The sequence below is a fragment of the Streptomyces sp. NPDC044571 genome, from assembly GCF_040647115.1.
Classification (GTDB): domain Bacteria; phylum Actinomycetota; class Actinomycetes; order Streptomycetales; family Streptomycetaceae; genus Streptomyces.
Genome location: NZ_JBEZBN010000001.1, coordinates 213,989 through 240,982, shown reverse-complemented (window position 1 = coordinate 240,982; position 26,994 = coordinate 213,989). Strand labels below are relative to the sequence as shown.

Sequence of the window (26,994 nt, the reverse complement as noted above, 5' to 3'; positions counted from 1 at the left end):
TGCCCTATTTGGTCCGCTAGATCCGCTTGGTCGCATCCGCGTAGGTGACGGTGTGTGAGATCGGTGAATTCGCCCTGTTAGTCTGCGCCGGTAATTCTGCTGAGAAACATGGGGTGGGGTGTGAGAAGATTTCGCATACGAGGGCTTTCTGCGGCATTGGCCGCAGCGGTCCTCGCAGGCATGCTGCCCGGCGCAGTCGCCGTAGCGGACAGCAAACCACGGGCTTCGCTGCCGGAGCTCAAGCAGCCGAAGGCGGTACCGGTCAAGCCGGTCCGTGCGGGTGGCGCGAAGAAGGCCGACGACGCGGCGACGCCGTGGAAGGCCCCGAAGGTCTCCTGGCCCCCAGCCGGTTCGGCGGAGGTGAACCTCTCCTCGTCCGGCCCGGTATCGAAGTCGTTCCTCTCCGGCTCGGCGCAGGCACCGGCCACCGGCATCGGCTCGCAGCAGGCGGGCAAGCTCCCGGTCGCGGTGTACGTGGCTCCGGGCAAGGCGGCCGAGGCGCCGTCCAAGGTGAAGGTCTCCCTCGCAGCCAAGGACGCGGCCCGCAAGGCCGGCGTCGACGGCGTCCTGCTGACGGTGGGCCGCTCCGACGGCTCCGCGCAGGCCGGCGCAGCCAAGGTCGAGGTGGACTACAACGCGTTCCGCGGCGCCTACGGCGGTGACTACGCCTCCCGCCTGCACCTGGTGGAACTCCCGGCCTGCGCACTGACGACCCCGCAACGCGCCGAATGCCGCACGCAGAAGCCGCTGCAGACCCACAACGACACACGCGCGGGCAAACTGACCGCCCAGGTCACCACGCCGGGCGCCGCGCCGTCTTCGGCGAAGTCGGGCCAGTCGGCGATGTCGGCCGCCTCCGCGGCCTCCGGCGCGACGATCCTCGCCGCCACGGCGGGCGACGCGGGCCCGACCGGCGACTACAAGGCCACGTCGTTGCAGCCCTCGGGTTCGTGGAGTGCCGGCGGTTCGACCGGTGCCTTCTCCTGGTCGTACGGCATCACTGTGCCCGCCGTCCCCGGTGGGCAGGCGCCGCAGATCGGGCTGGGCTACAGCTCGCAGTCGGTCGACGGCCGGATGGGTGCCTCGAACAGCCAGGCCTCGTGGATCGGTGACGGCTGGAACTGGGAGCCCGGCTTCATCGAGCGCAGGTACAAGGCCTGCAACGACGACAAGACCGGCGGCACCAACACCACCAAGGTGGGTGACCAGTGCTGGTTCAACGACAACGCCACCCTCTCCCTGGGCGGCAAGAACACCGAACTCGTCTACGAGGCCGGCAAGGGCTGGCATCCGGCGTCCGACTCGGGTGAGAAGGTCGAGAAGCTCACCGGTGCCTCCAACGGGGACAACGACGGTGAGCACTGGAAGATCACCACGACCGACGGCATGCAGTACTTCTTCGGTCTGAACCGGCTGCCGGGCTGGAAGGACGCGTCCACGCCGACGACGAACTCCGCCTGGACCGTCCCCGTCTTCGGAAACCAGGCCGGCGAGCCCTGCTACAACGCCTCGTTCGCGAGCGCCTGGTGCCAGCAGGCCTGGCGCTGGCAGCTCGACTACGTCGTCGCCCCCGGCGGCAGCGCCATCGCGTACTACTGGAAGACCGAGACCAACAACTACGGCCGCAACGTCTCGGAGACCACCGGCAAGGCCACGGTCACCCCGTACATCCGCGGCGGCTGGCTCGACCACATCGACTACGGCCTGCGCTCCGACAGCGTCTACACCGCGAAGGCGATGGGCCAGGTCACCTTCGACGTCTCCGAACGCTGCCTGAGCACCTGCGGCACCTTCGACGAGACCAACGCCAAGAACTGGCCCGACTCCCCCTACGACCTGTTCTGCAAGGACGGGTCCACCGAATGCAAGGACCAGTACTCGCCTACGTTCTGGTCGCGCAAACGCCTGACCGGCATCAACACCAAGATCCTCACCGGTGGCACCTACCAGGACGTCGACTCCTGGATCCTCGACCAGAACTTCCCGCCGGCAGGCGACGGCATTTCCACCCCGCTGTGGCTGAAGTCCATCGTCCACACCGCGAAGTCGGGTGCCGCCGCCGACATCACGCTTCCGCCGGTCACCTTCACCGGCGAGCAGCGGCCGAACCGCGTCGACGCGCTCGGTGACGGCCTCGCGCCGTACATCCGGCTGCGCATGTCCCAGGTGAACACGGAGACCGGCGGCACCATCGGTGTCACCTACTCCCAGCCCGACTGCACCGCCACCACGCTCCCCAAACCGGACGAGACGAACACGACGCGCTGCTACCCGGTCAAGTGGGCCTGGGAAGGCGACACATCGAAGGTCGACTGGTTCAACAGCTACGTCGCCACCCAGATCGTCGAGGGCGACAACCTCGCCTCCACCCCGGACAAGGTGACCTCGTACACGTACCTGGGCGGAGCGGCCTGGGCCAAGGACACGAGCGAGTTCACCAAGGCCGAAGACCGCGTCCACTCCGTGGGGCGCGGCTACGAACTCGTCCAGACCCGCACCGGCGCCGCGTCCGACCCGAAGACGCTCTCCGAGACCCGCTACTTCCGCGGTCTGGACGGTAAGGACGTCAAGGACTCCACCGGCGCTGCCGTCACCGACCGCGAGCAGTTCGCCGGCGTCCCGCGCGAGACAGCTCTGTACAACGGCGATGACACCTCCAAACTGGTATCCGCCACTTCTTACACCCCTTGGCGCTCGGATGCGCTCGCCACGCGAACCCGCTCCGGCCTTCCGGACCTGGTCTCGTACAAGACGGGAACGGAGAAGGAGTCCACCCGTACGACGGTCACCGGTGGCACCCGCACGGTCGAGTCGACCAGTCACTTCGACGACTACGGCATGGTCGACTGGGAGTCCTCGACGGGCGACACCTCCAAGACGGGTGACGAGACCTGCACCACGACCACGTACGCGCGTAACACGGACAGCTGGATCCTGGACAAGCACAGCCGGGTCGAGACCGTCGCCGTTCCGTGCGGTTCGCCCGCCAGCCGTCCGTCCGACGTCATCAGCGACATCCGTACCTACTTCGACAACGGCGCCCTCGGCACCGTGCCGGGTGCGGGCCTGGTGACCAAGACCGAGAAGATCAACGGCAAGGGTGACGGTTACGACCTGGAAAGCTCTGTGCCGTCCACGTGCGGAGCGGCGAAGAACCAGCTCTGCTACGACATCCACGGCCGGGCCCTGGCCGGCACGGATGCGTACAACAAGGTCAGCACGACCGCCTACACGCCTGCCACGGGCGAGGCACCGACCTCGACCACGGTGACCAACTCGTTGGGCCACGTCATCACCACGGAACTCGATCCGCTGCGTGGGCAGCCGACGAAGACCACCGACGCGAACGGCAAGGTCACCACCACGGCGTACGACGCCCTCGGCCGCACGACCAAGGTCTGGGCCCCGAACTGGACGGCCGTCGACAACCCGAACACCCCGAGCCGTGTCTTCGACTACACGGTCCGCAACGACGGCCCGAACGTCGTCACCTCGAAGTCGCTGACACACGACTACAAGTACTCCACCGTCTACTCCATCCAGGACGGTCTGCTGCGCGAACGCCAGACGCAGACGCAGTCGCCCGACCTGGCGGGACGTCTCATCACCGAGACGTTCTACGACACCCGAGGCCTGGCCTGGCGCAACTCCGGCACCTACTACGCCGACGGTGCGCCCTCGCCGGACCTGGTGACCGGTCAGGAGCTCAACTACCCGGCCTCCACCGACACCGTCTTCGACGGTGCCGGACGGCCGACCGCAGTGATCTCCAAGAAGTTCGGCACCGAGACCAAGCGCGCCACCACCAGCTACACCGGTGACACCACGACGGTGATCCCGCCCCAGGGCGGAACGGTGACCACCACGGTCGTCGACGCTCAGGGCCGCACCACCGAACTCAAGCAGTACACCAACGCCGACCGCACGAGCTCGCAGTCGACGCTGTACGGCTACGACAAGCTGGGCCGGCTGGCTCAGGTCACCGACCCGGGCAACGCGAAGTGGACGTACGCCTACGACGTCCGCGGCCGTCAGGTCGAGGTGAACGACCCGGACAAGGGCATCACCAAGACCGTCTACGACGCCGGCGACCGGACGACCGACGTCACCGACGCCCGTGGCATCACCCTGCACACCGACTACGACGACCTCGGCCGTCCGGTCGCGACCAAGCAGGGCACAACCGTGCTGACCGCTGTGGTCTACGACACGGTTGCCAAGGGCCAGCCGACGAAGACGGTCCGCTACGTCGACGGCCAGGGCTACGAGTCCGAGATTCTCGCCTACAACAACCTCTACCAGCCGCTCGCCACGAAGGTGACCATCCCGTCCGCCCCGGACACGGGGGCGTTGGCCGGCACCTACCAGTGGACGAACACCTACAACATCACCGGCCAGCTCCTGACCACCAAGCACCCGGCCATGGGCGACCTGCCCGCGGAAACGGTCGGCAGCACCTACAAGTCGGTCTCCGGCCTGCTCAACAGCATGGCCGCCGGCAGCAGCCGCCTCGTCTCGGCGATGACCTACGACCACTACGGCCGTAGCACCCGCCAGGAGCTCGGAGCCCTCGGCCAGCGCCTCTACGGATCCACCGAGTACGACGAGCACACCGGCGCCGTGAGCCGCGCCTACATCGACCGTGATCTCGCTCCCCAGCGGATCGAGGACACCAAGTACACCAACGACCCTGCCGGCAACCTGACCTCCATCGCCACGGCTTACGGCCAGGACGCCGCCCGCACCACGGACACCCAGTGCGTCAACCTCGACGCGCTGCGCCGCATCACCGAGGCCTGGACCAACAAGGGCGAGACCTGCGCCGCCTCCCCGTCGACCACGGTCATCGGCGGCGAGGACCCGTACTGGACTACCTACACCTACGACGCGGTCGGCAACCGCAAGACCGAGACCAAGCACAAGACGGCCTCGGGCCCGACCGCGGACACCATCCGCACCTACACTCCGCCGACCTCAGGGAAGCACGACCTCACCAAGGTCACCCAGACCGGCACCGACCCCCACGACGAATCCTTCACCTACGACGAGATTGGCAGCACCAAGACCCGCAAGAGCGGCACTGGTGAAACCCAGTACCTCGACTGGGACGTCGAAGGGCATCTGAAAACCCTCAACCAGGGCACAACGAGCAACTCCTTCCTCTACGACACCGCCGGCCAGCGACTGCTCCGTAAGGACACCAAGAGCACCACGCTCTACCTCCCCGGCGGCAACGAACTGCACCTGAACAAAGCCGGGGCGGTCACGGGGACCCGCTACTACGCGGGTGTGGCGATGCGCGAAGGCGGCAAGCTCACCTTCACCCTCGCCGACCACCACGGCACCGGCACCACCCAGGTCACGGCGGATGCCACGCAGGCGGTGACCCGCCGAAAGACCGGCCTGTTCGGCGAGACCCGCGGCACCCAGCCGTCCGGCTGGGCGGGCGACAAGACCTTCGTCGGCGGGACCAAGGACACCGACAGCGGACTCACCCACATCGGCGCACGCGAATACGACCCCCTGACCGGGCGGTTCATATCCGTCGATCCCGTGATGGACCTCATGGACTCGCAGCAGCTCCATGGCTACGCCTACTCGAACCAGAACCCGTTCACGTTCTGGGACCCCACGGGCCTGGCTCTCGAAGAGTGCGCCAGCGGCATGTACAAGTGCCACAACGGCAACGACCCGTACGACTACGGCAACCGCTACGAGACCATCGTGAACTCCGTCGGGGGCACCCTCGCCCCCGAATACGTCGAGCGCAAGCGCCGGCAGCAGCAGGCCTACCAGCGTGCCTGCAGCCACGACCCCGATTGCCGCGGGACTCAAGGCCGCCAGGGCGGCGGCACGGGTGGCCAGGCCCCTCCGAAGCCGAAGGTGGTCTATGTGCAGACGGCCTCCGGCTACCCTGCCCAGGGCGTTCCGCAGGGCAGTGTCCAGGACCCCAACCGCAACCAAGTGCAGAAGCCGAGCATCGAAGAGATGAAGCGGATGTACTGCTCGGCGGACGAAAGCGAAAGCAAGTGCAACTTCCGGGTCAGCTACATGCTGAGCGGCCCGCTGATCGAATCGATTTCCGGTTCGTTCGCCGCCGCCGCGATGGGCAAGGGCGCGGGCGGTAGCTCCAGTGCGGCCGAATCGGATGGCGCCGTCGTCCCCTACAATCGCGGATTTGCCAACCGTCAAGACCTTGGGATGCACATACCCACACTCGTTACACCTGGCGGGCGTACTCTGAGTATGCATGCTGCTGAACGAGTTGCGGGTAGTGGGCCGGGCCGCCCCCCGACGACCTTGAACGTGATCGATCACATCCTGGAAACCGGAACGAAGGTGAAGTATGACCCGGCCAGGGACACCATTCGTATTCAGGCGCCACAGCTTCCCGGAAAACCCTTTGTTGTCGTGAGTGGCAGCAATCCGAACTATGTCGTGACAGTCATGATCCCGAAGGAGGTCAAGTTGCCGTGACGCGCGAAAGGTTCATCGAACTGGCGGAGTCCTTCATCTCCGGCGAGGATCGCTCAATGGAGGCAGTTCGGAAGATGGAAGACATTCTTGTCCGCGACTTCATGGACACGGATCTGTTTGAATCAACCATCGAGTCCATCTCGCTTTATCGCCCCTGGGAGGGTTCTCCATATGTCGGAGAAGAGGAGATGGCAGACGTTCTGAGGGACGCCCTGGCTGGTATGGCTTCGCAGGAAACGTGAGCCCGCGACACGCGCGCGCCCGCTCTGCACGGTGCAGAGCGGGCGCGTACTCCTGACGGTCGAAACGGCGCTTGGCTCACCGAGAGGGTGGGCCGGGCGCCGTTCTGTGTGCTGGGGCGGGGACTACTCCGCCTCGCCCTCCAGGTTGCCCTCCGTGTCCAGGTAGACCTGGCGGAGGGCTTCGAGGGTCTGGGGGTCCGGCTTTTCCCACATGCCGCGGGACTCGGCCTCCAGGAGGCGTTCCGCGATGCCGTGCAGGGCCCAGGGGTTCGCCTCCTCCAGGAAGGCTCGGTTCTCCGGGTCCAGGACGTACGTCTGCGTCAGCTTGTCGTACATCCAGTCCGCGACCACGCCCGTCGTGGCGTCGTAGCCGAAGAGGTAGTCCACCGTCGCCGCCAGTTCGAAGGCGCCCTTGTAGCCGTGGCGGCGCATCGCCTCGATCCACTTGGGGTTGACCACCCGGGCGCGGAAGACGCGCGAGGTCTCCTCGACCAGGGTGCGGGTCTTGACCGTCTCCGGGCGGGTGGAGTCGCCGATGTACGCCTCCGGGGCCGTGCCGCGCAGGGCGCGGACCGTGGCCACCATGCCGCCGTGGTACTGGAAGTAGTCGTCCGAGTCGGCGATGTCGTGCTCGCGGGTGTCCGTGTTCTTCGCGGCCACCGTGATCCGCTTGTACGCCGATTCCATCTCGGCGCGGGCCGGGCGGCCCTCCAGGCCGCGGCCGTACGCGTAGCCGCCCCACACCGTGTAGACCTCCGCGAGGTCGGCGTCCGTACGCCAGTCGCGGGAGTCGATCAGCTGGAGGATGCCGGCGCCGTACGTGCCCGGGCGGGAGCCGAAGATGCGGGTGGTGGCCCGGCGCTCGTCGCCGTGCTCGGCCAGGTCGGCCTGGGCGTGGGCCCGGACGAAGTTCTGGTCCGCGGGCTCGTCGAGCGAGGCTGCCAGCCGTACCGCGTCGTCCAGCAGGCCGATCACGTGCGGGAACGCGTCGCGGAAGAAGCCCGAGATGCGCAGGGTGACGTCGATCCGGGGGCGGGCCAGCTCGTCGAGCGGGATCGCTTCGAGGCCCGTCACCCGGCGCGAGGCCTCGTCCCAGACCGGGCGGATGCCCAGCAGGGCGAGGGCTTCGGCCACGTCGTCGCCCGCCGTGCGCATCGCGCTCGTGCCCCACAGGGACAGGCCGACGGAGGCCGGCCACTCGCCGTTGTCCGTGCGGTAGCGGGTCAGGAGGGACTCGGCGAGCGCCTGGCCCGTCTCCCACGCGAGACGCGACGGGACCGCCTTCGGGTCCACCGAGTAGAAGTTGCGGCCCGTCGGCAGGACGTTGACCAGGCCGCGCAGCGGGGAGCCGGAGGGGCCGGCCGGGATGAACCGGCCGTCCAGGGCGGCCACCACGTGCGCGATCTCGTCCGTCGTGCCCGCCAGGCGGGGAACCACCTCGCGCGCCGCGAAGTCCAGTACGGCCGCCACGTCCTCCCCGTGACCCGCCGCGACCGAAGCCACTGCCTGCGGGGCCCAGTCCGCGTCCTCCATCGCCTGGACCAGGGCCCGGGCCTGCTCCTCCACCGCATCGGCCGAGGTGCGGGTGGCCGCGGACTCGTCCAGGCCCAGCGCCTCGCGCAGGCCGGGCAGGGCCGTCGTACCGCCCCAGATCTGGCGGGCGCGCAGGATCGCGAGGACCAGGTTCACCCGGGCCTCGCCCGTCGGGGCGCCGCCCAGGACGTGCAGGCCGTCGCGGATCTGGGCGTCCTTGACCTCGCACAGCCAGCCGTCGACGTGCAGCAGGAAGTCGTCGAAGCCGTCGTCGTCCGGGCGCTCTTCGAGGCCCAGGTCGTGGTCGAGCTTCGCGGCCTGGATCAGGGTCCAGATCTGCGCGCGGATCGCCGGGAGCTTCGCCGGGTCCATGGCGCTGATCTGCGCGTACTCGTCCAGGTGCTGTTCGAGGCGGGCGATGTCGCCGTACGACTCCGCGCGCGCCATCGGCGGGACCAGGTGGTCGACGAGGGTCGCGTGCACACGGCGCTTGGCCTGGGTGCCCTCGCCCGGGTCGTTGACGAGGAAGGGGTAGACCAGGGGCAGGTCGCCGAGCGCGGCGTCCGGGGCGCAGGCCGCGGACAGGCCGGCGTTCTTGCCCGGCAGCCACTCCAGGTTGCCGTGCTTGCCCAGGTGGATCATCGCGTCGGCGCCGAAACCGCCGTCCTCCGCGCGCGCCTGGATCCAGCGGTACGCGGCCAGGTAGTGGTGCGAGGGCGGCAGGTCCGGGTCGTGGTAGATCGCGATCGGGTTCTCGCCGAAACCGCGCGGCGGCTGGATCAGGATGAGGAGGTTCCCGCGGCGCAGGGCCGCGAGGACGATGTCCCCCTCGGGGTTGGCGGAGCGGTCGACGAACATGTTGCCCGGGGCCTCGCCCCAGTGCCGCTCGACGCTCTCGCGCAGCTCGGCCGGGAGTTCGGCGAACCACCGCTTGTAGTCGGCGGCCGGGATCCGGACCGGGTTGCGGGCCAGCTGCTCCTCGGTCAGCCAGTCCTGGTCGTGGCCGCCGGCCTCGATCAGGGCGCGGATCAGCTCGTCGCCGTCGCCGGAGACCACGCCCGGGATGTCCTCGACGGGGCCGAAGTCGTAACCGCCCGCGATGAGCGTGCGCAGCAGCTCCACCGCGCTGGCCGGGGTGTCGAGGCCGACCGCGTTGCCGATGCGGGAGTGCTTGGTCGGGTACGCCGACAGCACGAGCGCGATCTTCTTGTCACGGCGCTCGATGTGCCGCAGCCGGGCGTGCCGTACGGCGATCCCCGCGACCCGGGCGGCCCGCTCGGGGTCGGCCACGTACGCGGGCAGGCCGTCCTCGTCGAACTCCTTGAAGGAGAACGGGACGGTGATGAGCCGGCCGTCGAACTCGGGCACGGCGACCTGGGTCGCGGCGTCGAGCGGCGACAGGCCCTCGTCGTTCTCCTCCCAGGCGCTGCGCGAACCGGTCAGGCACAGGGCCTGGAGGATCGGCACGCCGAGCGCGGCGAGCGCGCCCGCGTCCCAGGACTCGTCGTCGCCGCCCGCGGAGGCGGTCGCCGGGCGGGTGCCGCCGGCCGCGAGCACGGTGGTGATGATCGCGTCCGCGGACTCCAGCTCGGCCAGCAGCTCCGGTTCCGGGGTGCGCAGGGAGGAGACGTACAGGGGCGCGGGCGTGCCGCCGCTCTCGACGATCGCGTCGCACAGGGCGTGCACGAAGGCGGTGTTGCCGCTCATCTGGTGGGCGCGGTAGTAGAGGACGGCGATGCGCGGGCCGTACGGGCGTACGGGCGTGCGCTCCAGGTGTCCCCAGGTGGGCGCCGCGGCGGGCGGCTCGAAGCCATGGCCGGTGAGCAGCACGGTGTCGGAGAGGAACCGGGCCAGCTGGTCGAGGTTGGCCGGACCGCCGTGCGCGAGGTAGGCGTGGGCCTCGGCCGCGATGCCGATCGGGACCGTGGAGGCCTCCATCAGCTGTGCGTCCGGGGCCTGTTCGCCGGTCAGGACCACGACGGGGCGGTGCTGGCCCGGGGCGAGGAGCAAGTCGAGCCCGTCCTGCCAGGCGCGCAGGCCGCCGAGGAGGCGGACGACGACCAGGTCGACGCCGTCGAGCAGGCCGGGCAGGTCGTCGAGGGGAAGGCGGGAGGGGTTCGCGAAGCGGTACGGGACGGGGCCGTCCGCGGCGGCGCGGGCGCTGAGCAGATCGGTGTCGGACGTCGACAGCAGCAGGATCATGCGGCGGCAGGCCTTCCTCGGGGTTTCCGCGCCCCGGGCAGTGAGGACAGCGGGAGTTCCTGACTCACCCGGCGGATGGCTCTGCCGGGTTCACAGTGGCGGGACCGCGCCGGATTCGCACCGGGCTTCCTCCCATGTCGCCGTCCTCGGCGATGACGGGCCAGGTGGCTCCGCCGGTGGTCATCTTAGGTGGCCGGGCCACCGGCCGGGAGCGGGGGTCACCGGGGCGCACCCGGGGCGCCCGGAAGCGCAGGCGTGCGCCCGGGGTGGGACCCGGGGTGGGATTCGGGCAGGTGGGGGCGGAAGGGGTGGGTGGCGACGGCCACAGGTCGGGGTGCGGCAATCGTGGGTATGCTCGCCGCCATGCCGCCCCAGCCCCCCTCCGCCGCATCGCGGGACGAACCCGTCATACGCGACCGCGGCGACGCCTGCCCCGGCGCGCTGCGGCTGCACGCCGCGGACGACGGGTTCCTGGCCCGCATCCGGATACCGGCCGGCCTGCTCACCGCCGACCAGGCGTCCCGGCTCGCCCTCGCCGCCGACCGGTTCGGCGACGGGCACCTGGAGCTCACCTCCCGCGGCAACGTCCAGCTGCGCGGGCTGGCCGACCAATGCGGCGCCGGGCTGGCGGCGTTGCTGGACGCCGCCGGTCTGCTGCCCGCACCCGGCCACGAGCGGATCCGCAACATCGTGGCCACCCCCCTGTCCGGACTGGACGGATCCGGCCGGCCCGACGTACTGCCCTGGGCCGGGGAACTGGACCGGCTGCTGTGCGCGAGCGCACGGGCCACCGCCCTGTCCGGGCGGTTCCTGTTCGCCTTCGACGACGGCCGCGGGGACGTCGCCGCGCTGGGCCCCGACATCACCGTGCTCGCCCGGCCCGGCGGCCGGGCCCTGCTCCGCCTCGGCCGCGCCGCTGACGCGGTGGAACTGGCCGCGGCCGACGCACCCCGGGCGGCGCTGCTCGCCGCCCTCCACTTCCTCGACACCGCCGAAGCGGCCGGCAACCGCGCCTGGCGGGTCTCCGAGCTGCCCCCCGAACACGCCCTGCGTGCTGACGCGTTCGTACTGCGGCTCGCCGCCGCCGGTATCGGGGCGAGCCGTACGGCCGACCCCGTCTGGCCGTACGCCGCCCCGCCCCGCCCCGGGCGGACCGGCGCCGGCGACCGGGCCGCGCTGTGCGTTCTGCCCCCGCTCGGGCGTCTGACCACCGCTCAGTGGCGGGAGCTGGTCCAGGTCGCCGACCGGGGCGGACGCAGCCTGCGGATCACCCCCTGGCGCAGCATCGTCCTGCCCGACGCCCTGCCCGGCGCCTCGCCCGACGTCCTCCCCGGCGCCCCGCTCGAAGGGCCCCCGGACGGGCCCGGCTCCGCCCGGTCGCTGCTGGAGAGCGCCGGCCTGGTGGTGAGCCCCGGCAGCCCCTGGGAGACCGTCACCGCCTGTACCGGAAGGCCCGGTTGCGCCAAGTCCCTCGCCGACGTCCGCGCCGACGCGCGGAGCGTGGTGGAGCAGACCCGCGGTACCCGCCCCGTCCACTGGTCCGGCTGCGAACGGCGCTGCGGACATCCCCGCGGGACCGCCTGGGTCGACGTGGTCGCCACCCCCTCCGGGTACGACGTGGCCACCGAGGACAGCGCCCCGCAGCACGGCGTCCACCTCTCCGCACTTCCCGCGGCCCTCGCGGCCGCACGCCGCACCACCTCCCACGACGCAGCGAAGAAATGAGCGAGTACACAGTGTTCGAGTACGAGAAGGACGGCGCGGCCATCTACCGCCAGTCCTTTGCCACGATCCGCGCCGAGGCGGACCTCTCCGGGCTGCCCGCCTCCGTCGCCCAGGTCGCGGTGCGCATGATTCACGCCTGCGGAATGACCGACCTGCCCCAGGACCTCGGCTACACCCCGGACGTCGTGCTGCGGGCACGCGCCGCGCTGCACGCCGGCGCACCGATCCTCTGCGACGTGCAGATGGTCGCCAGCGGGGTGACCCGCAAGCGGCTGCCCGCCGACAACGAGGTGATCTGCACCCTCTCCGACCCGGCCGTCCCCGCGCTCGCCGCCAAGATGGGCACCACGCGCAGCGCCGCCGCCCTCGAAGTGTGGCGTGACCGGGGCCTGCTGGAGGGCTCCGTGATCGCCGTCGGCAATGCGCCGACCGCGCTGTTCCGGCTGCTGGAGATGATCGAGGAGGGCGCCCCGCGCCCGGCCGCCGTCATCGGCGTGCCCGTCGGCTTCATCGGCGCCGCCGAGTCCAAGGACGCGCTCGCCGAACACCCCTCCGCCCTCGACCACTTGATCGTACGGGGCCGGCGCGGCGGCAGCGCCATCGCGGCCGCCGCCGTCAACGCGATTGCGAGCGAGGAAGAATGAGCTACACCACCCCGGGCCGCCTGTACGGGGTCGGGCTCGGTCCCGGCGACCCGAACCTGATGACGCTGCGCGCGGTCCAGGTGATCGCCGAGGCGGACGTCATCGCCTACCACAGTGCCCGCCACGGCCGTTCGATCGCCCGTTCCATCGCCGCCCGGCACCTGCGCGCCGACCACGTCGAGGAACCGCTGGTCTACCCGGTCACCACCGAGACCACCGACCACCCCGGCGGCTACCAGGGCGCGATGGAGGAGTTCTACGAGGCCTCCGCGGCCCGTCTCGCCGCGCACCTGGACGCCGGGCGCACCGTCGCGGTGCTCGCCGAGGGCGACCCCCTCTTCTACGGCTCGTACATGCACATGCACAAGCGGCTCGCCGACCGGTACGAGGCCGAGGTGATCCCCGGCGTGACCTCGGTCAGCGCCGCCGCGGCCCGGCTCGGCACCCCTCTCGTGGAGGGCGAGGAGGTGCTGACGATCCTGCCCGGCACCCTGCCGGAAGAGGAGCTCACCGCCCGGCTCGCCGCCACCGACTCGGCGGTCGTGATGAAGCTCGGCCGCACCTTCCCCGCGGTGCGGCGGGCGATGGAGGGCAGCGGCCGGCTCGCCGAGGCCCGCTACGTCGAGCGCGCGACCATGGAGGGGGAGCGGACCGGCGTCCTCGCGGACACCGACCCGGACACCGTTCCGTACTTCGCCGTCGCCGTCGTGCCCAGCCGGATCGGCAACCCCGGCAGCGTGCCGTCCGGGCCCGGCGAGGTCGCCGTGGTCGGCACCGGACCGGCCGGGCCGCTGTGGCTCACCCCCGAGACCCGGCGGGCCCTCGCCGACGCGGAGGTCCTCGTCGGCTACACCACCTACCTCGACCGCGTCCCCGCGAAGCCGGGCCAGATCCGGCACGGCTCCGACAACAAGGTGGAGTCGGAGCGCGCCGAGTTCGCCCTCGACCTCGCCCGCCGCGGCAAGCGGGTGGCCGTGGTCTCCGGCGGCGACCCGGGCGTCTTCGCCATGGCCACCGCCGTCCTGGAGGTCGCCGGGCAGCCCGAGTACAAGGACGTGCCCGTACGGGTCCTGCCGGGCGTGACCGCCGCCAACGCGGCGGCCGCCGCAGCCGGAGCCCCCCTCGGCCACGACTACGCCACCATCTCCCTGTCGGACCGGCTCAAGCCGTGGGAGGTCATCGCGCAGCGGCTGCGCGCCGCGGCGGCGGCGGACCTGGTCCTCGCCCTCTACAACCCCGGCTCGCGCAGCCGGACCTGGCAGGTCGCCCAGGCCCGCGAACTCCTGCTGGAGCTGCGCGCCCCGCACACCCCGGTGGTCGTCGCACGGGACGTGGGCGGGCCGGAACAGTCGGTGCGCATCGTCACGCTCGCCGAACTGGAGCCGTCCGAGGTGGACATGCGCACGATCCTGCTGATCGGGTCCTCGCAGACCCAGGTCACGCAGCGGCCCGACGGGTCGAGGGTGACCTGGACCCCGCGCCGTTACCCCTGACCGGCCGGTGTGGACGTGGGGGCCCGGGGCGGTGATCCGCCCCGGGCCCTTGCCGTACCGCCCAGGGACCCGTTGCCGTACCGCCCCGGCCTCAGTGCCGGGCCGGGCCGCCCAGCCACCGGAGCACGGCCGACGGCGTTGCCGCCTCGGGTACGCCCTGCGGTACCGCCGGACGGCGTACGACGAGCACCGGGATCCCGGCCTCGCGGGCGGCGGTGAGCTTCGGCGCGGTCGCCGAGCCGCCGCTGTCCTTGGTGACCAGCACGTCGATCCGGTGGCGTGCGAGCAGCGCCCGCTCGTCCTCCAGGGTGAACGGGCCTCGGGCGAGCAGGACTTCCAGGCGCGGCGGCACCTGCCCGTCCGGCGGGTCCACCGAACGCACCAGGAACCAGGTGTCGGTGAGGTGCGCGAAGGTGTGCAGCCCCATCCGGCCGGTGGTCAGGAAAGCCCGGCCGCCGAGGCCGGGCAGCAGCTCGGCGGCCTGCGCGAGGGAGTCCGCGAAGGTCCAGGAGTCGCCCGGGCCCGGCGTCCAGCCGGGGCGGCGCAGCGCGAGCAGCGGGACTCCCGAAAGGGCCGCCGCCTCGGCCGCGTTGAAACTCATCCGCTCCGCGAACGGGTGCGTGGCGTCGACGACGTGCGTGACGCCGTGGGCGAGGAGCCAGCCGGCCAGCCCGGCCGGCCCGCCGAAGCCGCCGATGCGGGTCTCGCCCGGCGGGAGCACGGGCGCGCTGACCCGTCCCGCGAGCGAGGTCGTCACCCGGTACGAGGAGTCCTGCGCCAGCGCCTCCGCCAGGCGCCGGGCCTCCGTCGTACCGCCCAGGATCAGGACGTGCGGCCCCGATCCCGGTTCAGCGGACGTGCCCGGTTCGGCGGACCTGCCCGGTTCAGCAGACATGCCGGTCGCGCTCGGGCGAGTACAGGTGGCTGTCGCGGAACTGCTCGGCGCCGAGGGTGCGGCCCACCACGATCACCGCCGTGCGCACCAGGCCCGCCGCCTTCACCTGGGCGGCGATGTCCGCCAGCGTGCCGCGCAGGATCAGCTCGTCGGGGCGGCTGGCCATCGCCACCACCGCCACCGGGCACTCGGCCCCGTAGCGCGGCAGCAGTTCGTCGACGACCCGGTCCACGTACCGGGTGGCCAGGTGCAGCACGAGCAGCGCGCCGCTGCGGCCCAGGGTGGCCAGGTCCTCGCCGGGCGGCATGGGGGTGGCCTGCTGGGCGATCCGGGTCAGGATCACGGTCTGGCCGACGGTGGGGACCGTGAGTTCCCGCTTCAGCGCGGCCGCCGCCGCCGCGAACGCCGGGACGCCGGGCACCACCTCGTACGGGATGCCGGCCGCGTCGAGCCGCCGCATCTGCTCCGCGACCGCGCTGAAGATCGACGGGTCGCCCGAGTGGAGGCGCGCCACGTCCTCGCCCGCCGCGTGGGCCCGTACGCACTCGGCGATGATCTCGTCGAGGTTGAGCTGCGAGGTGTCGACCAGGCGGGCGTCCGGCGGGCACTCGGCCAGCAGTTCGCGCGGGACCAGGCTGCCCGCGTACAGGCAGACCGGGGCGGCGGCCAGCGTCCGGGCACCGCGCACCGTGATCAGGTCGGCGGCGCCGGGGCCCGCACCGATGAAGTACACGGTCATGTCGTCTGGTCCTTTTCGTTCTCTGCGGTCGCTTCGGTGAAGTCCTGTGTCCGCGGCCCGGGCTTGGTCACGGACCACTGCGTGACGGGCATCGCCTGCCGCCAGCCCGTGAAGCCGCCGACCGGCACCGCGTGCGCGACGGCGAGCTTGACCAGTTCACCGCCGTGGCGCCGGTAGCGGTCGGCGAGGACGGCCTCCGACTCCAGGGTCACGGTGTTGACCACCAGCCGCCCGCCCGGGGCCAGGGCCGCCCATGCCGCGTCCAGCAGGCCCGGGGCGGTCAGTCCGCCGCCGATGAACACGGCGTCGGGGGCGGGGAGTCCGGCGAGGGCCTCGGGTGCTGCGCCGGTGACCACCGTGAGGCCGGGTACGCCGAGCGCGGCCGCGTTACGGGCGATGCGCGCCGCCCGCCCCGGGACGCGCTCCACCGCCACCGCCCGGCAGGTGGGGTGGGTGCGCATCCACTCGATGCCGATGGAGCCGGAGCCGCCGCCGATGTCCCACAGGAGTTCCCCGGGGGCGGGGGCCAGGGCGCACAGGGTCGTGGCGCGGACATGACGCTTGGTGAGCTGGCCGTCGTGCTCGTAGGCGGTGTCGGGCAGGCCGGGCGTCGCGCCGAGCCGCGGCAGGGGGGTGGCGGGGTCGCGGCGGCAGTCCACGGCCACCACGTTGAGGGGGTCGCCGGGGGCGTGGTCCCAGCGGTCGGCCCGGCCCTCGTACGCGTCCTCGCGCTCGGAGCCGAGCTGTTCGAGCACCCGCATCCGGCTCGGCCCGAAGCCCCGCTCTCGGAGCAGAGCAGCGATCTCGTTCGGGGTCGCTGCTCCAGCACTGAGCACCAGCACCCGGCGCCCCTCGTACAGCGCGGCCACGAGCCGGGCCACCGGGCGCCCGACCACCGTGACCACCTCGGTCTCCTCCACCGGCCAGCCCAGCCGGGCGCAGGCGTACGACACCGACGAGGGGTGCGGGAGGACCAGCAGGGCGTCCGGGCCGAGCTCCTGCGCGAGGGCGCGCCCGATCCCGTAGAACATGGGGTCGCCGCTGGCCAGGACCGCGATCCGGCGCCCCGCATGCTCCGCCATCAGCTTGGGTACGGCCGGCCGCAGCGGGCTCGGCCACGCCACCCGCTCACCGGCGCAGTCCCCGGCGGGCAGCAGGTCCAGCTGCCGGGGCCCGCCGATCAGCACCTCGGCCGAGGCCAGCGCGGTCCGCGCGGCGGTGGTGAGCCCGGCCCAGCCGTCAGCGCCGAGGCCGACGACCGTCACAGGCGGGGAGGGCGGTGCGGAGCTCACTGGGCGGTACCTCGGGAACGGGGAAGGGGCGGCTGAAGCGGGCGGACCCGCAGCCTACTGGCCGGTGAACCAGACCGCGGCTCCACCCCCGGACAGCGGTGGCCTACCCTCGGTAACCCGCCGACGCGAGGGAGCTGTCATGCCGGGCTGGAACGCCGGGAACATCCCCGATCTGAGCGGCCGCGCCGTCGTCGTCACCGGCGCCAACAGCGGCATCGGCTTCGTGACCGCCCGGGAGCTCGCCCGGCACGGGGCGGACGTGGTGCCGGCCTGCCGCAGCGCCGCCCGCGGCCGGGCCACCGCGCCCGGGGTCCGGCCCGACGCGTTCTTCGGTCCGCGGCTCGGCTGGCGCGGCGCACCCGCCCGCTCGTGGCGGGCGAAGTGGACCCTGGACGACGTGTCCGGCGAACGCCTCTGGGGGCCTCCGAGAAGCTCACCTCCGTCCCGTACCCACTGCTTTCGCGCTGATCGGCGAAGAACCGCCGCTTCGCCGGCCGCGCCGGGCGCCCTGCCGTGAACCCGTCCGCCCCCGGGTGCCCCAAGGCGCCCCGGCGGGCACCTGAACTGCGCCGCGGCGGCCCCGGGACACTCGCTGCCATGGACGACGACATGGACAACCACCCAGCAGGCCACGATCACGCGGTGGTCCTCGGCGCCGGCCTGGCCGGGCTGCTGGCCGCCCGGGTGCTCGCGCAGCGGTTCGCCCGCGTGACCGTGGTGGAACGGGACGAACTCCCCGCCGCCGGGCCCGCCTTCCGGCCCGGTGTTCCGCAGTCGCGGCACGCCCACGTGCTGTGGTCGCGCGGCCTGGACGTGATGGAGGCGCTGCTGCCCGGCATCACCCGCGCGTTACTGGCGGGCGGTGCCGCCCTGCTCGAATCCCCGCGGGACTTCCTCTGGCTGAGCACGGCGGACTGGTTCGGGCCGGTGCCGGGGGCGCGCATCCTGCTGGCCGGCCGCGAGCTGCTCGACTGGACGGTACGCCAGGAAGTGCTGCGCGACGGCCGCATCGAGGTCCGCTCCGGCTGCGCGGCCACCGGACTGCGCGCCGGACCGGACGGCCGTACGGTGACCGGCGTGGAGCTGCGCGACGGCGGCCCGCTGGCCGCGAGCCTCGTGGTCGACGCGACGGGGCGCACCTCCCGGGCCCCGGCCTGGCTCGCGGCCCTCGGCCACCCGGCCCCCGCGGTCACGCGCTACGACTCCCACCTCGGCTACTCCAGCCGCTTCTACGAGATCCCGCCGGACCCCGCCCGCCGCTGGCAGGGGATGTACGTACAGGGCCGGCCGGACAGCCCCCGCGGGGGAGTGCTGGTCCCCCTGGAGGGCGGCCGCTGGCTGGTCACCCTCATCGGCAACGGGGAGCACGCCCCGCCCACCGGGGACGAGGATTTCCTCGACTTCGCGCGCAGCCTGCGCAGCCCCGCCCTGTACGACGCCATCCGCGACGCCAAGCCGCTGTCCGCGCCCACCGGCTTCCGCAGCACCGCCAACGAATGGCGCCACTACGAGCGGCTGGAACGCTGGCCGACCGGATTCGTCGTCCTCGGTGACGCCGCATGCCGCTTCAACCCGGTGTACGGGCACGGGATGACGGTGGCCGCCCTCGCGGCGGACGCCCTCGACCGGGCGATGGGTACGCTCTCCGCCCGGGACCTCCCCGGGGCCGCGCGCCGGATCCAGCGCAGTACCGCCGCCGTGGCCGCCGTGCCCTGGCAGATCGCCACCAGCGAGGACATGCGGTACCCGGAGACGGAGGGGCCGCCGCCCGACCGGGTGGCCAGGGCGCTGCAGGCCTACATGTCCCGGGTGATCGTGGGTGCCAATGCAGATCCGGCGATCTCCCGCCGGTTCTTCGGGGTGCTGTCGCTGTCGACGTCCCCGAACACCCTGCTGAGTCCGGGCACGGTGGTCCGGGTCCTGTCCAAGTGGCGGCTCCCGACCAGCCCGGCGACCACCGACTACCCCGCCCACCACGTGCCGCCCGCGGGCTAGCGCACCGCCGGCAGGTCAGGGGGCCGTCGGCGGGCCGTCCGCGGCCCGTTCGTACAGGCCGCGGACGGCGTCACCGAAGCGGCTGCTGTACGAGGTCCGTTCGTCACCGCCGCCGTCGCGACCGCCGATCACCCCGATCAGGGTGTGCCCGCCGGTCAGCACAGGACCACCGCTCGTGCCGTCGGGTACGTCCGCGCAATCCAGCCGCAGCTGCGTGGGCCCCGCGGCGCGGGCGGTGTTGGAGCAGTCCACCGGATACTCGGCGGTGTTCGGGTAGCCCACGACCCGCGCGGGCGCCGGGAGCCCGGTCCCGAAGCGGATCGTCTGCGCCCCGGTGGTGTCCTCCAGGCGCTCGCCGGGGTGGCCGGGACGGCGCATCCGGAGGAAGGCCACGTCCAGGTCCGGGTCCTGGTCCTCGCTCCACCGGGGGTGCACGTCGATCCGGGTGGGCACCCAGATGCCGTACGGGGCCGTACCGTCCCGGTAGCCCGGCGCGAAGGCCAGGTTGGTGCGGAACCCGAGCCCGCGCCGGTACACGCAGTGGGCGGCGGTGGCGATGAGGTCGCCGCCGGGGGAGTGGACCACGCTCGCCGAGCAGTGGTGGTCGGGGTCCCCGTCGTCGCCGGGGGAGAACAGCGCCCCGATCGCGGGCTCGGCGGGCGCGGGCCGGGCCACCAGCGGCTCGGAGGGCCGCCAGGGGGTGCCGTCCGGCGCCGCGGGCGCCGTGCGCACCGCCCCTTCGCCTGCCGCCCCTTCGGGTACCGCCGCGTCCAGGACGGCCGAGGCGGTACGGTCGGCGAGGCCCGGGTCCTGGACGTAGCTCCCCTCCGCCCGGTTCCCGCCGTCCGTGTACGCCGCGAGGGCGCGCAGCTCCCACAGGCATGCGGAGCCCCCGATCAGCAGGGCGCAGCCGAGGGCGGCGAGTACGGCGATGCGTACGGTCCGCCGGTGGACCTTGGTGACCATGTGCCGCTCCTGCCTGTGTGCTGCCCGTTCGACAACGGGGCGGGCGGGGCCGCCGGTTCCGGAGTCGGAATGTGTCCGTGCTCACAGCCGGTCCGCCGGTCATCCGCCGCCCTTCCGGCGACCGGCGCCGACCGGCGCCGGCCGCGCCGGCCGGGGTCCGTGTGGAGCGGACGATGGCCGGATTGCGCCGTACATCAACTTACTTGTCACCCTTGCCAGTTGAGGCCGGGATCCCAACAATGCGCATGACAACCGGAGGATCTTCGGTTGCATCGTCATCAGAGGGGAACCCCCACATGAAGAAGCCTCTCGTCGGCGCCTTGCTGTCGCTGTTCCTGATGGGAGCGGCGGCGGCCCCGGCCGTGGCCTCGGCGCCGCCCTCGGACAAGGCTGCGGCAGCCGTCACCGTCAACTTCGCCGGGACGGTCGCGCTGAGCAACTGCTCCGGCTCCGTCGTCCGCACCCCCACCTCCCAGCCGAGCGACCCGGCGCTCGTCCTCTCCAACGGGCACTGCCTGGAGACGGGCTTCCCGGGACCCGGCGAGGTGGTCAAGGACCGGGCGTCCTCGCGCTCCTTCACGCTGCTGAACGCGGCGGGCTCGCGGGTCGCCACGCTGCGGGCGAGCAAGATCGCGTACGCGACGATGACGGACACGGACATCTCCGTCTACCAGCTGACCAAGACGTACGCTCAGATCCAGAGCCAGTACGGCATCGGCGCGCTCACCCTGAACGACGCCCACCCCGTACAGGGCACCGCCATCAAGGTCGTGTCCGGATACTGGAAGCGGATCTACAGCTGCAACATCGACGGCTTCGCCTACCGCCTCAAGGAGGGCGACTGGACCTGGAAGGACTCGGTCCGCTACACCTCCTCCTGCAACACCATCGGCGGTACCTCGGGCTCGCCGGTGATCGACACCACGACCGGCAAGGTCGTCGCCGTGAACAACACGGGAAATGAGGACGGCCAGCGCTGCACGGAGAACAACCCGTGCGAGGTGGACGCGAACGGCAACGTGACCGTCCGCCAGGGCATCAACTACGCCCAGGAGACGTACACCATCGTGGCCTGCATCGGCGCCGGCAACGTCTTCGACCTGAACCGCCCCGGCTGCACCCTCCCCAAGCCGTAACCCGTCCGCCGCCCGCGGGCGCACCGTACGGGGCGGGCAACCCGCCCGCCCCGGCCGGTGCACGGCGGCGGCGCCCCGTACGGCCGTCCGGGTGGTGGCAGGAGCCCGACCCGGCGGGGCCGGGCCGCGCCGCAGCACGCCTGCCGGCGGCACGGCCGGGGCCCGGGGCGCCGGGTACCTCCTTCGGCCGTCATCCGGCCGGGCGCGCCGGGGATGTCTTCCGGGGCGCGGCTCGCCAGTCTGCGAGTGACGACCCGGTCGAGGTCACGTACTCGAACACGCCCGTCCAGGGCTGCCACAGGATCGGACTGCCGCGGGGTGCGGCCCACGTGGAGAACCACACGCTGGTGGACGTCACCTGTACCGGACGCCGGACTGCAGGAAGTTCGACCGGGCCGACGGGGTGTACATCCCCACCAACTCCTCGAACGCGACGGCTCCGGACAGCCTGCCCCGGCGCAGTTTCAGCGTCGTCCACTGAACCGCCCCGGGACCGGTCCGGGAGCCGGCCGGGTACGGGCGGGGCGGCGGTCAGGCGGCAGCCGAGGGGGCGGCCGGCGCCTGCTGCTCCTCCAGCCGCCGGACGCGTTCGGCGTCCGAGGTGCGGGGGCAGGTGAGGCAGGCGTTGCCGGGGCGGACGGTGTAGTACAGGCAGCATCCGAGCCGGGTGCGGGTCGGGTGGCTGCGGCCATCGGTGCCCGGCAGGCTGCGGAAGGCGGCGGCGCCGGGGAACGGCGGGGTGTCGCCGGGCAGCACCCGGTCGGCCGCCCGGACGGCGCGCTCCTCCTCGCCGAGCATGCGGCCCAGGTACCAGAGGCCGGAGGCCAGTTCGTCGGTGACCATGCCCCACAAGGCGCGCGGGCCGCGCCGCAGCGCGCTCCCGAGGGCATCGAGGACCGGGGTGGCGTGTGCGGCGACGACGGCCCGCAGCTCGGCCCGCAGCTCGTCCTCCCCGGCGAGGACCCGGGCGCCGGGCAGGCCGGCCGTCGGGTCGCCGGGCAGGCCGGCCGCCGGGTCGCCGGGCAGGCAGGCGAAGTCGCCGGGGTGCAGGGCCAGGTCGCCCGTCCGCGCGTCCATCCAGATGTCCTCGGGCCGGATCCGGGGCACTCTGCGGTCCAGGTACCAGGGTCCGCTGACCAGGAGGCAGACCGACCACAGGTAGTGGTGCAGCAGTCGGGCGGCCGCCACGTGTCCGCGGGGGACGCAGTCGTACCCGGCCTGAATGCGGGCCGACTCTCCGGCGATCAGCTGCTCCTGGTGGCGGTCGAAGGCGGCCGCACTGATCCAGTCACGCCCGTCCGCCGGTGGCCGTGCCGAGGGGGTCAGCTCGAAGCGCAGGCTCGGGGACCCGCTTGCGAGACGCCGGTAGGTCCAGCCCAGCACATCGACGGTGCGGGGCCGGACCGGCTGCGTCTCGGACATGGAGGCTCCCCACTTCGGCAGACAACATCGACTAAGGTGAGGCTCACCTTATAACCACTGTAGGGTGATCCTGCACGCCGACTTGCCGATGTGGCGTGGGACTTGACGAATTTAGGTAAGCCTACCCTAATATTGCGTCTTGTGTTGAAACTCGATCTGCCGGCTTCCGCAGCCCCTGGGGCGCAGCGGTCCCCGGCGGTACGGCGGCTGCTGCTGCTGGCCGCGGGGACGGGTGCGCTGGTGCTGTGCGCAGCCATGAGCCTCGCCCTCGGAACGCGTCCGATCCCGCTGCCCACGGTGCTCGACGCACTGCTCGGCGACGGGCACGGCGGCGACGCCGACGTGGTGACGGGGCTTCGGGTTCCGCGCACGCTCATCGGCCTGGTGGTCGGCGGGGCCCTCGGGGTGGCCGGAGCCGTCGCCCAGGGCGTCACCCGCAACCCCCTCGCCTCGCCCGTCACGCTCGGCATCAATGCCGGAGCCGGCTTCGCCGTGGTCACCGCCATCTTCACGCTGGGGCTCGACCGGCCGATCGAGTACCTCTGGTTCGCCTTCGCCGGAGCGGCGGCCGCCGCCGTCGCCGCGTTCGCGATGTCCCGCCGGGGCGGTGATCTCGACCCGGTCCGCCTCGCCCTGAGCGGCACCGTCCTGACCGTGGTGCTGACCTCCTGGACCTCGGCGCTGATGCTCGCCAGCCACCGCACGCTGGACGAGGCGCGGTTCTGGCTGGCCGGTTCGATCGGCGGGCGGAACCTGGAGGTCCTCACTCCGGTACTGCCCTTCGTGGCGCTGGGCCTGCTGGCCTCCTTCGCCATCTCCCCGGCTCTCAACACGCTTGCCCTCGGCGACGAGACGGCCCAGTCGCTCGGTGTGCCGGTGTCCCGGATCCGGCTGACCGGCACCGTCGCCGTGGTGCTGCTGGCCGGCTGCGCCGTGGCGGTTGCCGGTCCGGTCGCCTTCATCGGCCTGGCCGCCCCGCACCTGGTCCGCCCCCTGCTCGGCGGCGACCACCGCTGGCTGGTTCCCGGCTGCCTGATCGCCGGTCCCGTCCTGCTGCTCGCCGCCGATGTGCTCGGGCGGGTGGCCGCCCGCCCCTCCGAGATCGAGGTCGGCATCGTGACGGCCTTCCTCGGCGCGCCGCTGCTCGCCGTACTGGCCCGGAAGGTCGCCCGATGACCGTCGCCCTCACCGCCCCCGAGGCGGCGCCGGCCCCCGCCCGCCGCAGTGCCCGGACCCGGGCCCGGGTCCGTACGCTGGCCTGGTGCGCGGTCTCGGCCGCACTGCTGCTGTGGCTGACCGGCATCGCGCTGGGAACCGGCCAGGTGAAGATGTCCGTCGGGGAGGCGCTGCGTGCGCTGGCCGGCCTGGGGGACTCCGGCAACGTGCTGGTCGTACGCCAGTTCCGCGCGCCCCGGGTGGTCTCCGCACTGATCGCCGGCGCCGGTCTCGCCGTGGCGGGCTCGATGCTGCAGCGGCTGTTCCGCAACCCGCTGGCCTCCCCGGACACCATCGGCGTCACCGGCGGCGCCTCCTTCGGCGCGACCCTGATGCTGGCCACCGGGGCCTCGCAGACGATGATCCCCCTCGCCGCGCTGGGCGGCGGGCTGCTCGCCGCGATCCTGCTCGGCGGCTTCGCCTGGCGCTCCCGGATGGCAGTGACCCGGCTGGTCCTGGTCGGCCTGGCGGTGCAGCAGGGCCTGGCCGCGGCGGTCAACCTGATGATCGTGCGCTTCCCCGCCGAACTCGCCACCTCCGCGATGCAGTGGACCACCGGCTCGCTGTACGGACGCAGCTGGCCCGAGGTCTGGGCGGCCGGCGGCGCGATCGCGCTGACCGCAACGGGCGCCTTCCTGATGAACCGCCGGGTCTCCGTACTCGACCTCGGCGACGACTCCGCCGGAGGTCTCGGCCTGCGCCCGAACCGGGACAGGCTCTGGCTGCTCCTGCTCACCATCGCCCTCGCCTCGCTGGCCGCCGCGCTCACCGGCCCGGTCGCCTTCGTCGCACTCGCCGTACCGCACCTGGTACGCCTGCTGGCCGGCCCGCCCACCGTGGCGACCCTGGCGCTGACCGCGCTGGTCGGCTCCGTCCTGCTGCTCTCCTCCGACCTCCTCGTCCTGCACGTACTGCCCGTCCACGGCCTGCCGGTCGGCTCCGTCACCGCGACCCTCGGCGCGCCGTGGCTGCTGTGGCTGATGATCCGACAGGGCCGGCTTCCCCAGAGGAACGACTCATGACCGCCAACCAGCTGGCCACCCAGAACCTGACCTTGCGTTACGGCAGCCGGGAGATCATCGGCGGCCTCGACCTGACCCTCCCCGCCAACGCGGTGACGGCGATCGTCGGCCCGAACGCGTGCGGCAAGTCCACCCTGCTGCGCGGCCTGGTCCGGCTCCTCGACCCCGCCTCCGGTACGGTCACCCTGGACGGGGCCGACGTCCACCGCATGCCCGCCCGGGCCCTGGCCCGCCGGATGGGACTGCTGCCCCAGCAGCCCGTCACCCCCGAGGCCATCACCGTCGAATCGCTGGTCAGACTCGGCCGCTTTCCCCACCAGCGGATGCTGACCCCCTGGTCGAAGGCCGACCAGGCTGCGGTCGAGGAGGCGTTGGAGCGCACCGGCACCGCCGCACTGCGCGACCAGCCGGTCGACCAGCTGTCCGGCGGCCAGCGCCAACGCGCCTGGATCGCCCTCGCGCTGGCCCAGGACACCGAACTGCTGCTGCTCGACGAGCCGACCACCTTCCTGGACCTGCGCCACCAACTCGACGTCCTGAACCTGGTCTCCGACCTGCACGCCGAAGCCGGCCGCACGGTGGTGATGGTGCTGCACGACCTGGGCCAGGCCGCCCGGTACGCCGACCACGTCGTGGTGCTGCACGCGGGCAGACTCGCCGCCGCCGGCCCGCCGACGGAGGTGCTGACCGCGGAACTGGTCGAATCCGTGTTCCAGGTGCCCTGCCAGGTGGTGCCCGATCCCGAGACCGGCACCCCGCTGGTCATCCCGCGCGCCCGCATCCCGGCCGAAGCCCGCAGCGCGCGGACCGCCACCGTCTGACCCGCCGCTTCCCGCTCCCACACCCTCCGGGCCCCACTCGACATCGGGGTCCCGGTGCCCCGCCCTGCCCGGAAACACAGAAAAGGAACCCCATGGCCCGCACCGCTCGTCCCCGCAGACTGCCCGTCGCCGTCCTCTCCCTCGCGCTCTCCAGCGCCCTGCTCACCGCCTGCGGCGGCAAGGACGGCGGCGACGGCGCGGAGCCCGCCGCCGGACAGAGCGCCGCCCCGGCGGCCGCCGGCTTCCCGCGCAGCGTCAAGCACGCTGCCGGCACGGCCGAGATCAAGACCCAGCCCAAGCGCGTGGTGGTCCTCGACAGCGGCGAGCTGGACGACGTCACCCTGCTCGGCATCACCCCGGTCGGCGCGGTCTCCCCGCACATGAAGACCGAGGGCGGCTTCCCGAACTACCTCAAGGACAAGATCAAGGACACCAAGGACGTCGGCCCGATGACGGAGCCGAACCTGGAGCTGATCGCCTCCCTGAAGCCGGACGTCATCCTCTCCTCGAAGGTCCGCCACGGGAAGGTCTTCGACAAGCTCAACGCCATCGCCCCGACCGTCCTCGCCGAGACCACCGGCCTGCCCTGGAAGGAGAACCTGGCCCTGTACGCCCAGGCCCTGGGCAAGGAGACCGAGGCGAAGAAGGCCCTGGACGACTACCAGGCCCGCGCCGCCAAGCTCGGCCAGGCCATCAAGGAGAAGAACTCCGGCACCGTCCCGACCGCTTCGGTCGTGCGCTTCGTGGCCGGTCCGACCCGCCTGTACCAGAAGGCCTCCTTCAGCGGCACCGTGCTCAAGGACGTCGGCCTCGCCCGTCCCGCCTCGCAGGACGTCGACGCGGCGATGCTCGACGTCAGCGCCGAGGAGATCAACAAGGCCGACGCCGACCTGGTCTTCGTGACCGTCGCCGACGACCCGACCAAGACCAAGCAGAGCGAGGTCCAGAGCACCGCGGTGTGGCAGGGCCTGAACGCCGTCAAGAACGGCAAGGTCTTCAACGTCCCGGACGAGACCTGGATGTCCGGCATCGGGGTCCAGGCCGCCGACCAGATGCTGATCGACATCGCCAAGGCCGCCGGCGTCGACGCCCCCAAGTAGCCCGACAGGGGGGCGGGCCGACGGAGCCCGCCCCCGCCGCACCACCGCCACCACCACAGGAGAGGACCGTCCCCC

17 protein-coding genes, 1 pseudogene and 1 riboswitch are annotated in these 26,994 nt (G+C 72.4%); of the genes and pseudogenes, 12 read left to right on the top strand and 6 right to left on the bottom strand.

Annotated elements, in window-relative coordinates:
• The first annotated feature begins 180 nt into the window (after window positions 1-180).
• Together AB0B01_RS00975 and AB0B01_RS00970 are read left to right on the top strand one after the other, a co-directional pair.
• On the top strand, window positions 181-6,477 hold the full coding sequence (locus AB0B01_RS00975; protein ID WP_361711670.1) for an RHS repeat-associated core domain-containing protein: 6,297 nt from the start codon (window positions 181-183) through the stop codon (window positions 6,475-6,477).
• Window positions 6,474-6,719: a hypothetical protein gene (locus AB0B01_RS00970; RefSeq protein WP_361711668.1), complete on the top strand. Its 246-nt coding sequence runs from the start codon at window positions 6,474-6,476 to the stop codon at window positions 6,717-6,719. The genes AB0B01_RS00975 and AB0B01_RS00970 overlap by 4 nt, the downstream gene beginning before the upstream one ends.
• Window positions 6,720-6,842: 123 nt before the next feature.
• Here the strand turns inward: AB0B01_RS00970 and cobN are convergent, their stop codons facing one another.
• Window positions 6,843-10,454, bottom strand: coding sequence for a cobaltochelatase subunit CobN (gene cobN, locus AB0B01_RS00965; protein WP_361711666.1), 3,612 nt, complete (start codon window positions 10,452-10,454; stop codon window positions 6,843-6,845).
• 53 nt (window positions 10,455-10,507) lie between these two features.
• Window positions 10,508-10,586: riboswitch (cobalamin riboswitch) on the bottom strand.
• Window positions 10,587-10,817: 231 nt separating this feature from the next.
• Here cobN and AB0B01_RS00960 point away from each other — a divergent pair.
• Genes AB0B01_RS00960 through AB0B01_RS00950 form a run of 3 tightly spaced genes read left to right on the top strand, consistent with a single transcriptional unit; the run spans window position 10,818 to window position 14,316 of the window.
• Window positions 10,818-12,179: a cobalamin biosynthesis protein CobG gene (locus AB0B01_RS00960; RefSeq protein ID WP_361711664.1), complete on the top strand. Its 1,362-nt coding sequence runs from the start codon at window positions 10,818-10,820 to the stop codon at window positions 12,177-12,179.
• Window positions 12,176-12,823 (top strand): precorrin-8X methylmutase, encoded by a 648-nt coding sequence (locus tag AB0B01_RS00955; RefSeq protein ID WP_361711662.1) that lies wholly within the window; start codon window positions 12,176-12,178, stop codon window positions 12,821-12,823. The genes AB0B01_RS00960 and AB0B01_RS00955 overlap by 4 nt, the downstream gene beginning before the upstream one ends.
• Complete coding sequence (locus tag AB0B01_RS00950) at window positions 12,820-14,316, top strand: precorrin-2 C(20)-methyltransferase (RefSeq protein ID WP_361711660.1); 1,497 nt, start codon at window positions 12,820-12,822, stop codon at window positions 14,314-14,316. The genes AB0B01_RS00955 and AB0B01_RS00950 overlap by 4 nt, the downstream gene beginning before the upstream one ends.
• Before the next feature lie 91 nt (window positions 14,317-14,407).
• Here AB0B01_RS00950 and AB0B01_RS00945 read toward each other — a convergent pair whose 3' ends face one another.
• The 3 genes from AB0B01_RS00945 to cbiE are packed head-to-tail and all read right to left on the bottom strand — an operon-like array spanning window position 14,408 to window position 17,242.
• Window positions 14,408-15,211, bottom strand: coding sequence for a cobalt-precorrin-6A reductase (locus AB0B01_RS00945; protein ID WP_361711658.1), 804 nt, complete (start codon window positions 15,209-15,211; stop codon window positions 14,408-14,410).
• A complete protein-coding gene (gene cobM / locus AB0B01_RS00940) occupies window positions 15,201-15,950 on the bottom strand; it encodes a precorrin-4 C(11)-methyltransferase (protein WP_361711656.1) in 750 nt (249 codons plus the stop codon). Before cobM ends, AB0B01_RS00945 begins: the two co-directional genes overlap by 11 nt.
• A complete protein-coding gene (cbiE, locus tag AB0B01_RS00935) occupies window positions 15,947-17,242 on the bottom strand; it encodes a precorrin-6y C5,15-methyltransferase (decarboxylating) subunit CbiE (RefSeq protein ID WP_361711654.1) in 1,296 nt (431 codons plus the stop codon). The genes cobM and cbiE overlap by 4 nt, the downstream gene beginning before the upstream one ends.
• A 139-nt stretch (window positions 17,243-17,381) precedes the next feature.
• Between cbiE and AB0B01_RS00930 the strand changes: the two are divergent.
• Window positions 17,382-17,540 (top strand): annotated as a pseudogene (locus AB0B01_RS00930) (SDR family NAD(P)-dependent oxidoreductase); the annotation flags it as partial.
• A 299-nt stretch (window positions 17,541-17,839) separates the two neighbouring features.
• Complete coding sequence (locus AB0B01_RS00925; RefSeq protein ID WP_361711652.1) at window positions 17,840-19,237, top strand: FAD-dependent monooxygenase; 1,398 nt, start codon at window positions 17,840-17,842, stop codon at window positions 19,235-19,237.
• 15 nt (window positions 19,238-19,252) lie between these two features.
• On the opposite strand, the gene AB0B01_RS00920 is transcribed toward AB0B01_RS00925, so the two are convergent.
• Complete coding sequence (locus AB0B01_RS00920) at window positions 19,253-20,203, bottom strand: trypsin-like peptidase domain-containing protein (protein WP_361711650.1); 951 nt, start codon at window positions 20,201-20,203, stop codon at window positions 19,253-19,255.
• A 296-nt stretch (window positions 20,204-20,499) separates the two neighbouring features.
• Between AB0B01_RS00920 and AB0B01_RS00915 the strand changes: the two genes are divergently transcribed.
• A complete protein-coding gene (locus AB0B01_RS00915; protein ID WP_361711648.1) occupies window positions 20,500-21,339 on the top strand; it encodes a serine protease in 840 nt (279 codons plus the stop codon).
• 531 nt (window positions 21,340-21,870) lie between these two features.
• Here the strand turns inward: AB0B01_RS00915 and AB0B01_RS00910 are convergent.
• Window positions 21,871-22,761, bottom strand: a complete 891-nt coding sequence (locus tag AB0B01_RS00910) for a (2Fe-2S)-binding protein (RefSeq protein WP_361711647.1) — start codon at window positions 22,759-22,761, stop codon at window positions 21,871-21,873.
• A 141-nt stretch (window positions 22,762-22,902) separates the two neighbouring features.
• Here AB0B01_RS00910 and AB0B01_RS00905 point away from each other — a divergent pair, with 141 nt between their 5' ends.
• From AB0B01_RS00905 to AB0B01_RS00890, 4 genes are all read left to right on the top strand, one after another.
• Window positions 22,903-23,937, top strand: a complete 1,035-nt coding sequence (locus AB0B01_RS00905) for an iron ABC transporter permease (RefSeq protein WP_361711646.1) — start codon at window positions 22,903-22,905, stop codon at window positions 23,935-23,937.
• A complete protein-coding gene (locus AB0B01_RS00900) occupies window positions 23,934-24,998 on the top strand; it encodes an iron ABC transporter permease (RefSeq protein ID WP_361711645.1) in 1,065 nt (354 codons plus the stop codon). Before AB0B01_RS00905 ends, AB0B01_RS00900 begins: the two co-directional genes overlap by 4 nt.
• Entirely contained in the window at window positions 24,995-25,819 is an 825-nt protein-coding gene (locus AB0B01_RS00895; RefSeq protein WP_361711643.1) for an ABC transporter ATP-binding protein, read from the top strand. Before AB0B01_RS00900 ends, AB0B01_RS00895 begins: the two co-directional genes overlap by 4 nt.
• Before the next feature lie 92 nt (window positions 25,820-25,911).
• Window positions 25,912-26,919, top strand: coding sequence for an iron-siderophore ABC transporter substrate-binding protein (locus tag AB0B01_RS00890; RefSeq protein WP_361711642.1), 1,008 nt, complete (start codon window positions 25,912-25,914; stop codon window positions 26,917-26,919).
• The last annotated feature ends 75 nt before the right edge of the window (window positions 26,920-26,994 follow it).

Bases quoted from the DNA above. Each gene is read 5' to 3' on its own strand.
- AB0B01_RS00975 (WP_361711670.1), top strand. From the start codon at position 181: ATGCTGCCCGGCGCAGTCGCCGTAGCGGACAGCAAACCACGGGCTTCG.
- cobN (WP_361711666.1), bottom strand. From the start codon at position 10,454: ATGATCCTGCTGCTGTCGACGTCCGACACCGATCTGCTCAGCGCCCGC.
- AB0B01_RS00960 (WP_361711664.1), top strand. From the start codon at position 10,818: ATGCCGCCCCAGCCCCCCTCCGCCGCATCGCGGGACGAACCCGTCATA.
- AB0B01_RS00955 (WP_361711662.1), top strand. From the start codon at position 12,176: ATGAGCGAGTACACAGTGTTCGAGTACGAGAAGGACGGCGCGGCCATC.
- AB0B01_RS00950 (WP_361711660.1), top strand. From the start codon at position 12,820: ATGAGCTACACCACCCCGGGCCGCCTGTACGGGGTCGGGCTCGGTCCC.
- AB0B01_RS00945 (WP_361711658.1), bottom strand. From the start codon at position 15,211: ATGTCTGCTGAACCGGGCAGGTCCGCCGAACCGGGCACGTCCGCTGAA.
- cobM (WP_361711656.1), bottom strand. From the start codon at position 15,950: ATGACCGTGTACTTCATCGGTGCGGGCCCCGGCGCCGCCGACCTGATC.
- AB0B01_RS00925 (WP_361711652.1), top strand. From the start codon at position 17,840: ATGGACGACGACATGGACAACCACCCAGCAGGCCACGATCACGCGGTG.
- AB0B01_RS00920 (WP_361711650.1), bottom strand. From the start codon at position 20,203: ATGGTCACCAAGGTCCACCGGCGGACCGTACGCATCGCCGTACTCGCC.
- AB0B01_RS00915 (WP_361711648.1), top strand. From the start codon at position 20,500: ATGAAGAAGCCTCTCGTCGGCGCCTTGCTGTCGCTGTTCCTGATGGGA.
- AB0B01_RS00910 (WP_361711647.1), bottom strand. From the start codon at position 22,761: ATGTCCGAGACGCAGCCGGTCCGGCCCCGCACCGTCGATGTGCTGGGC.
- AB0B01_RS00900 (WP_361711645.1), top strand. From the start codon at position 23,934: ATGACCGTCGCCCTCACCGCCCCCGAGGCGGCGCCGGCCCCCGCCCGC.
- AB0B01_RS00895 (WP_361711643.1), top strand. From the start codon at position 24,995: ATGACCGCCAACCAGCTGGCCACCCAGAACCTGACCTTGCGTTACGGC.
- AB0B01_RS00890 (WP_361711642.1), top strand. From the start codon at position 25,912: ATGGCCCGCACCGCTCGTCCCCGCAGACTGCCCGTCGCCGTCCTCTCC.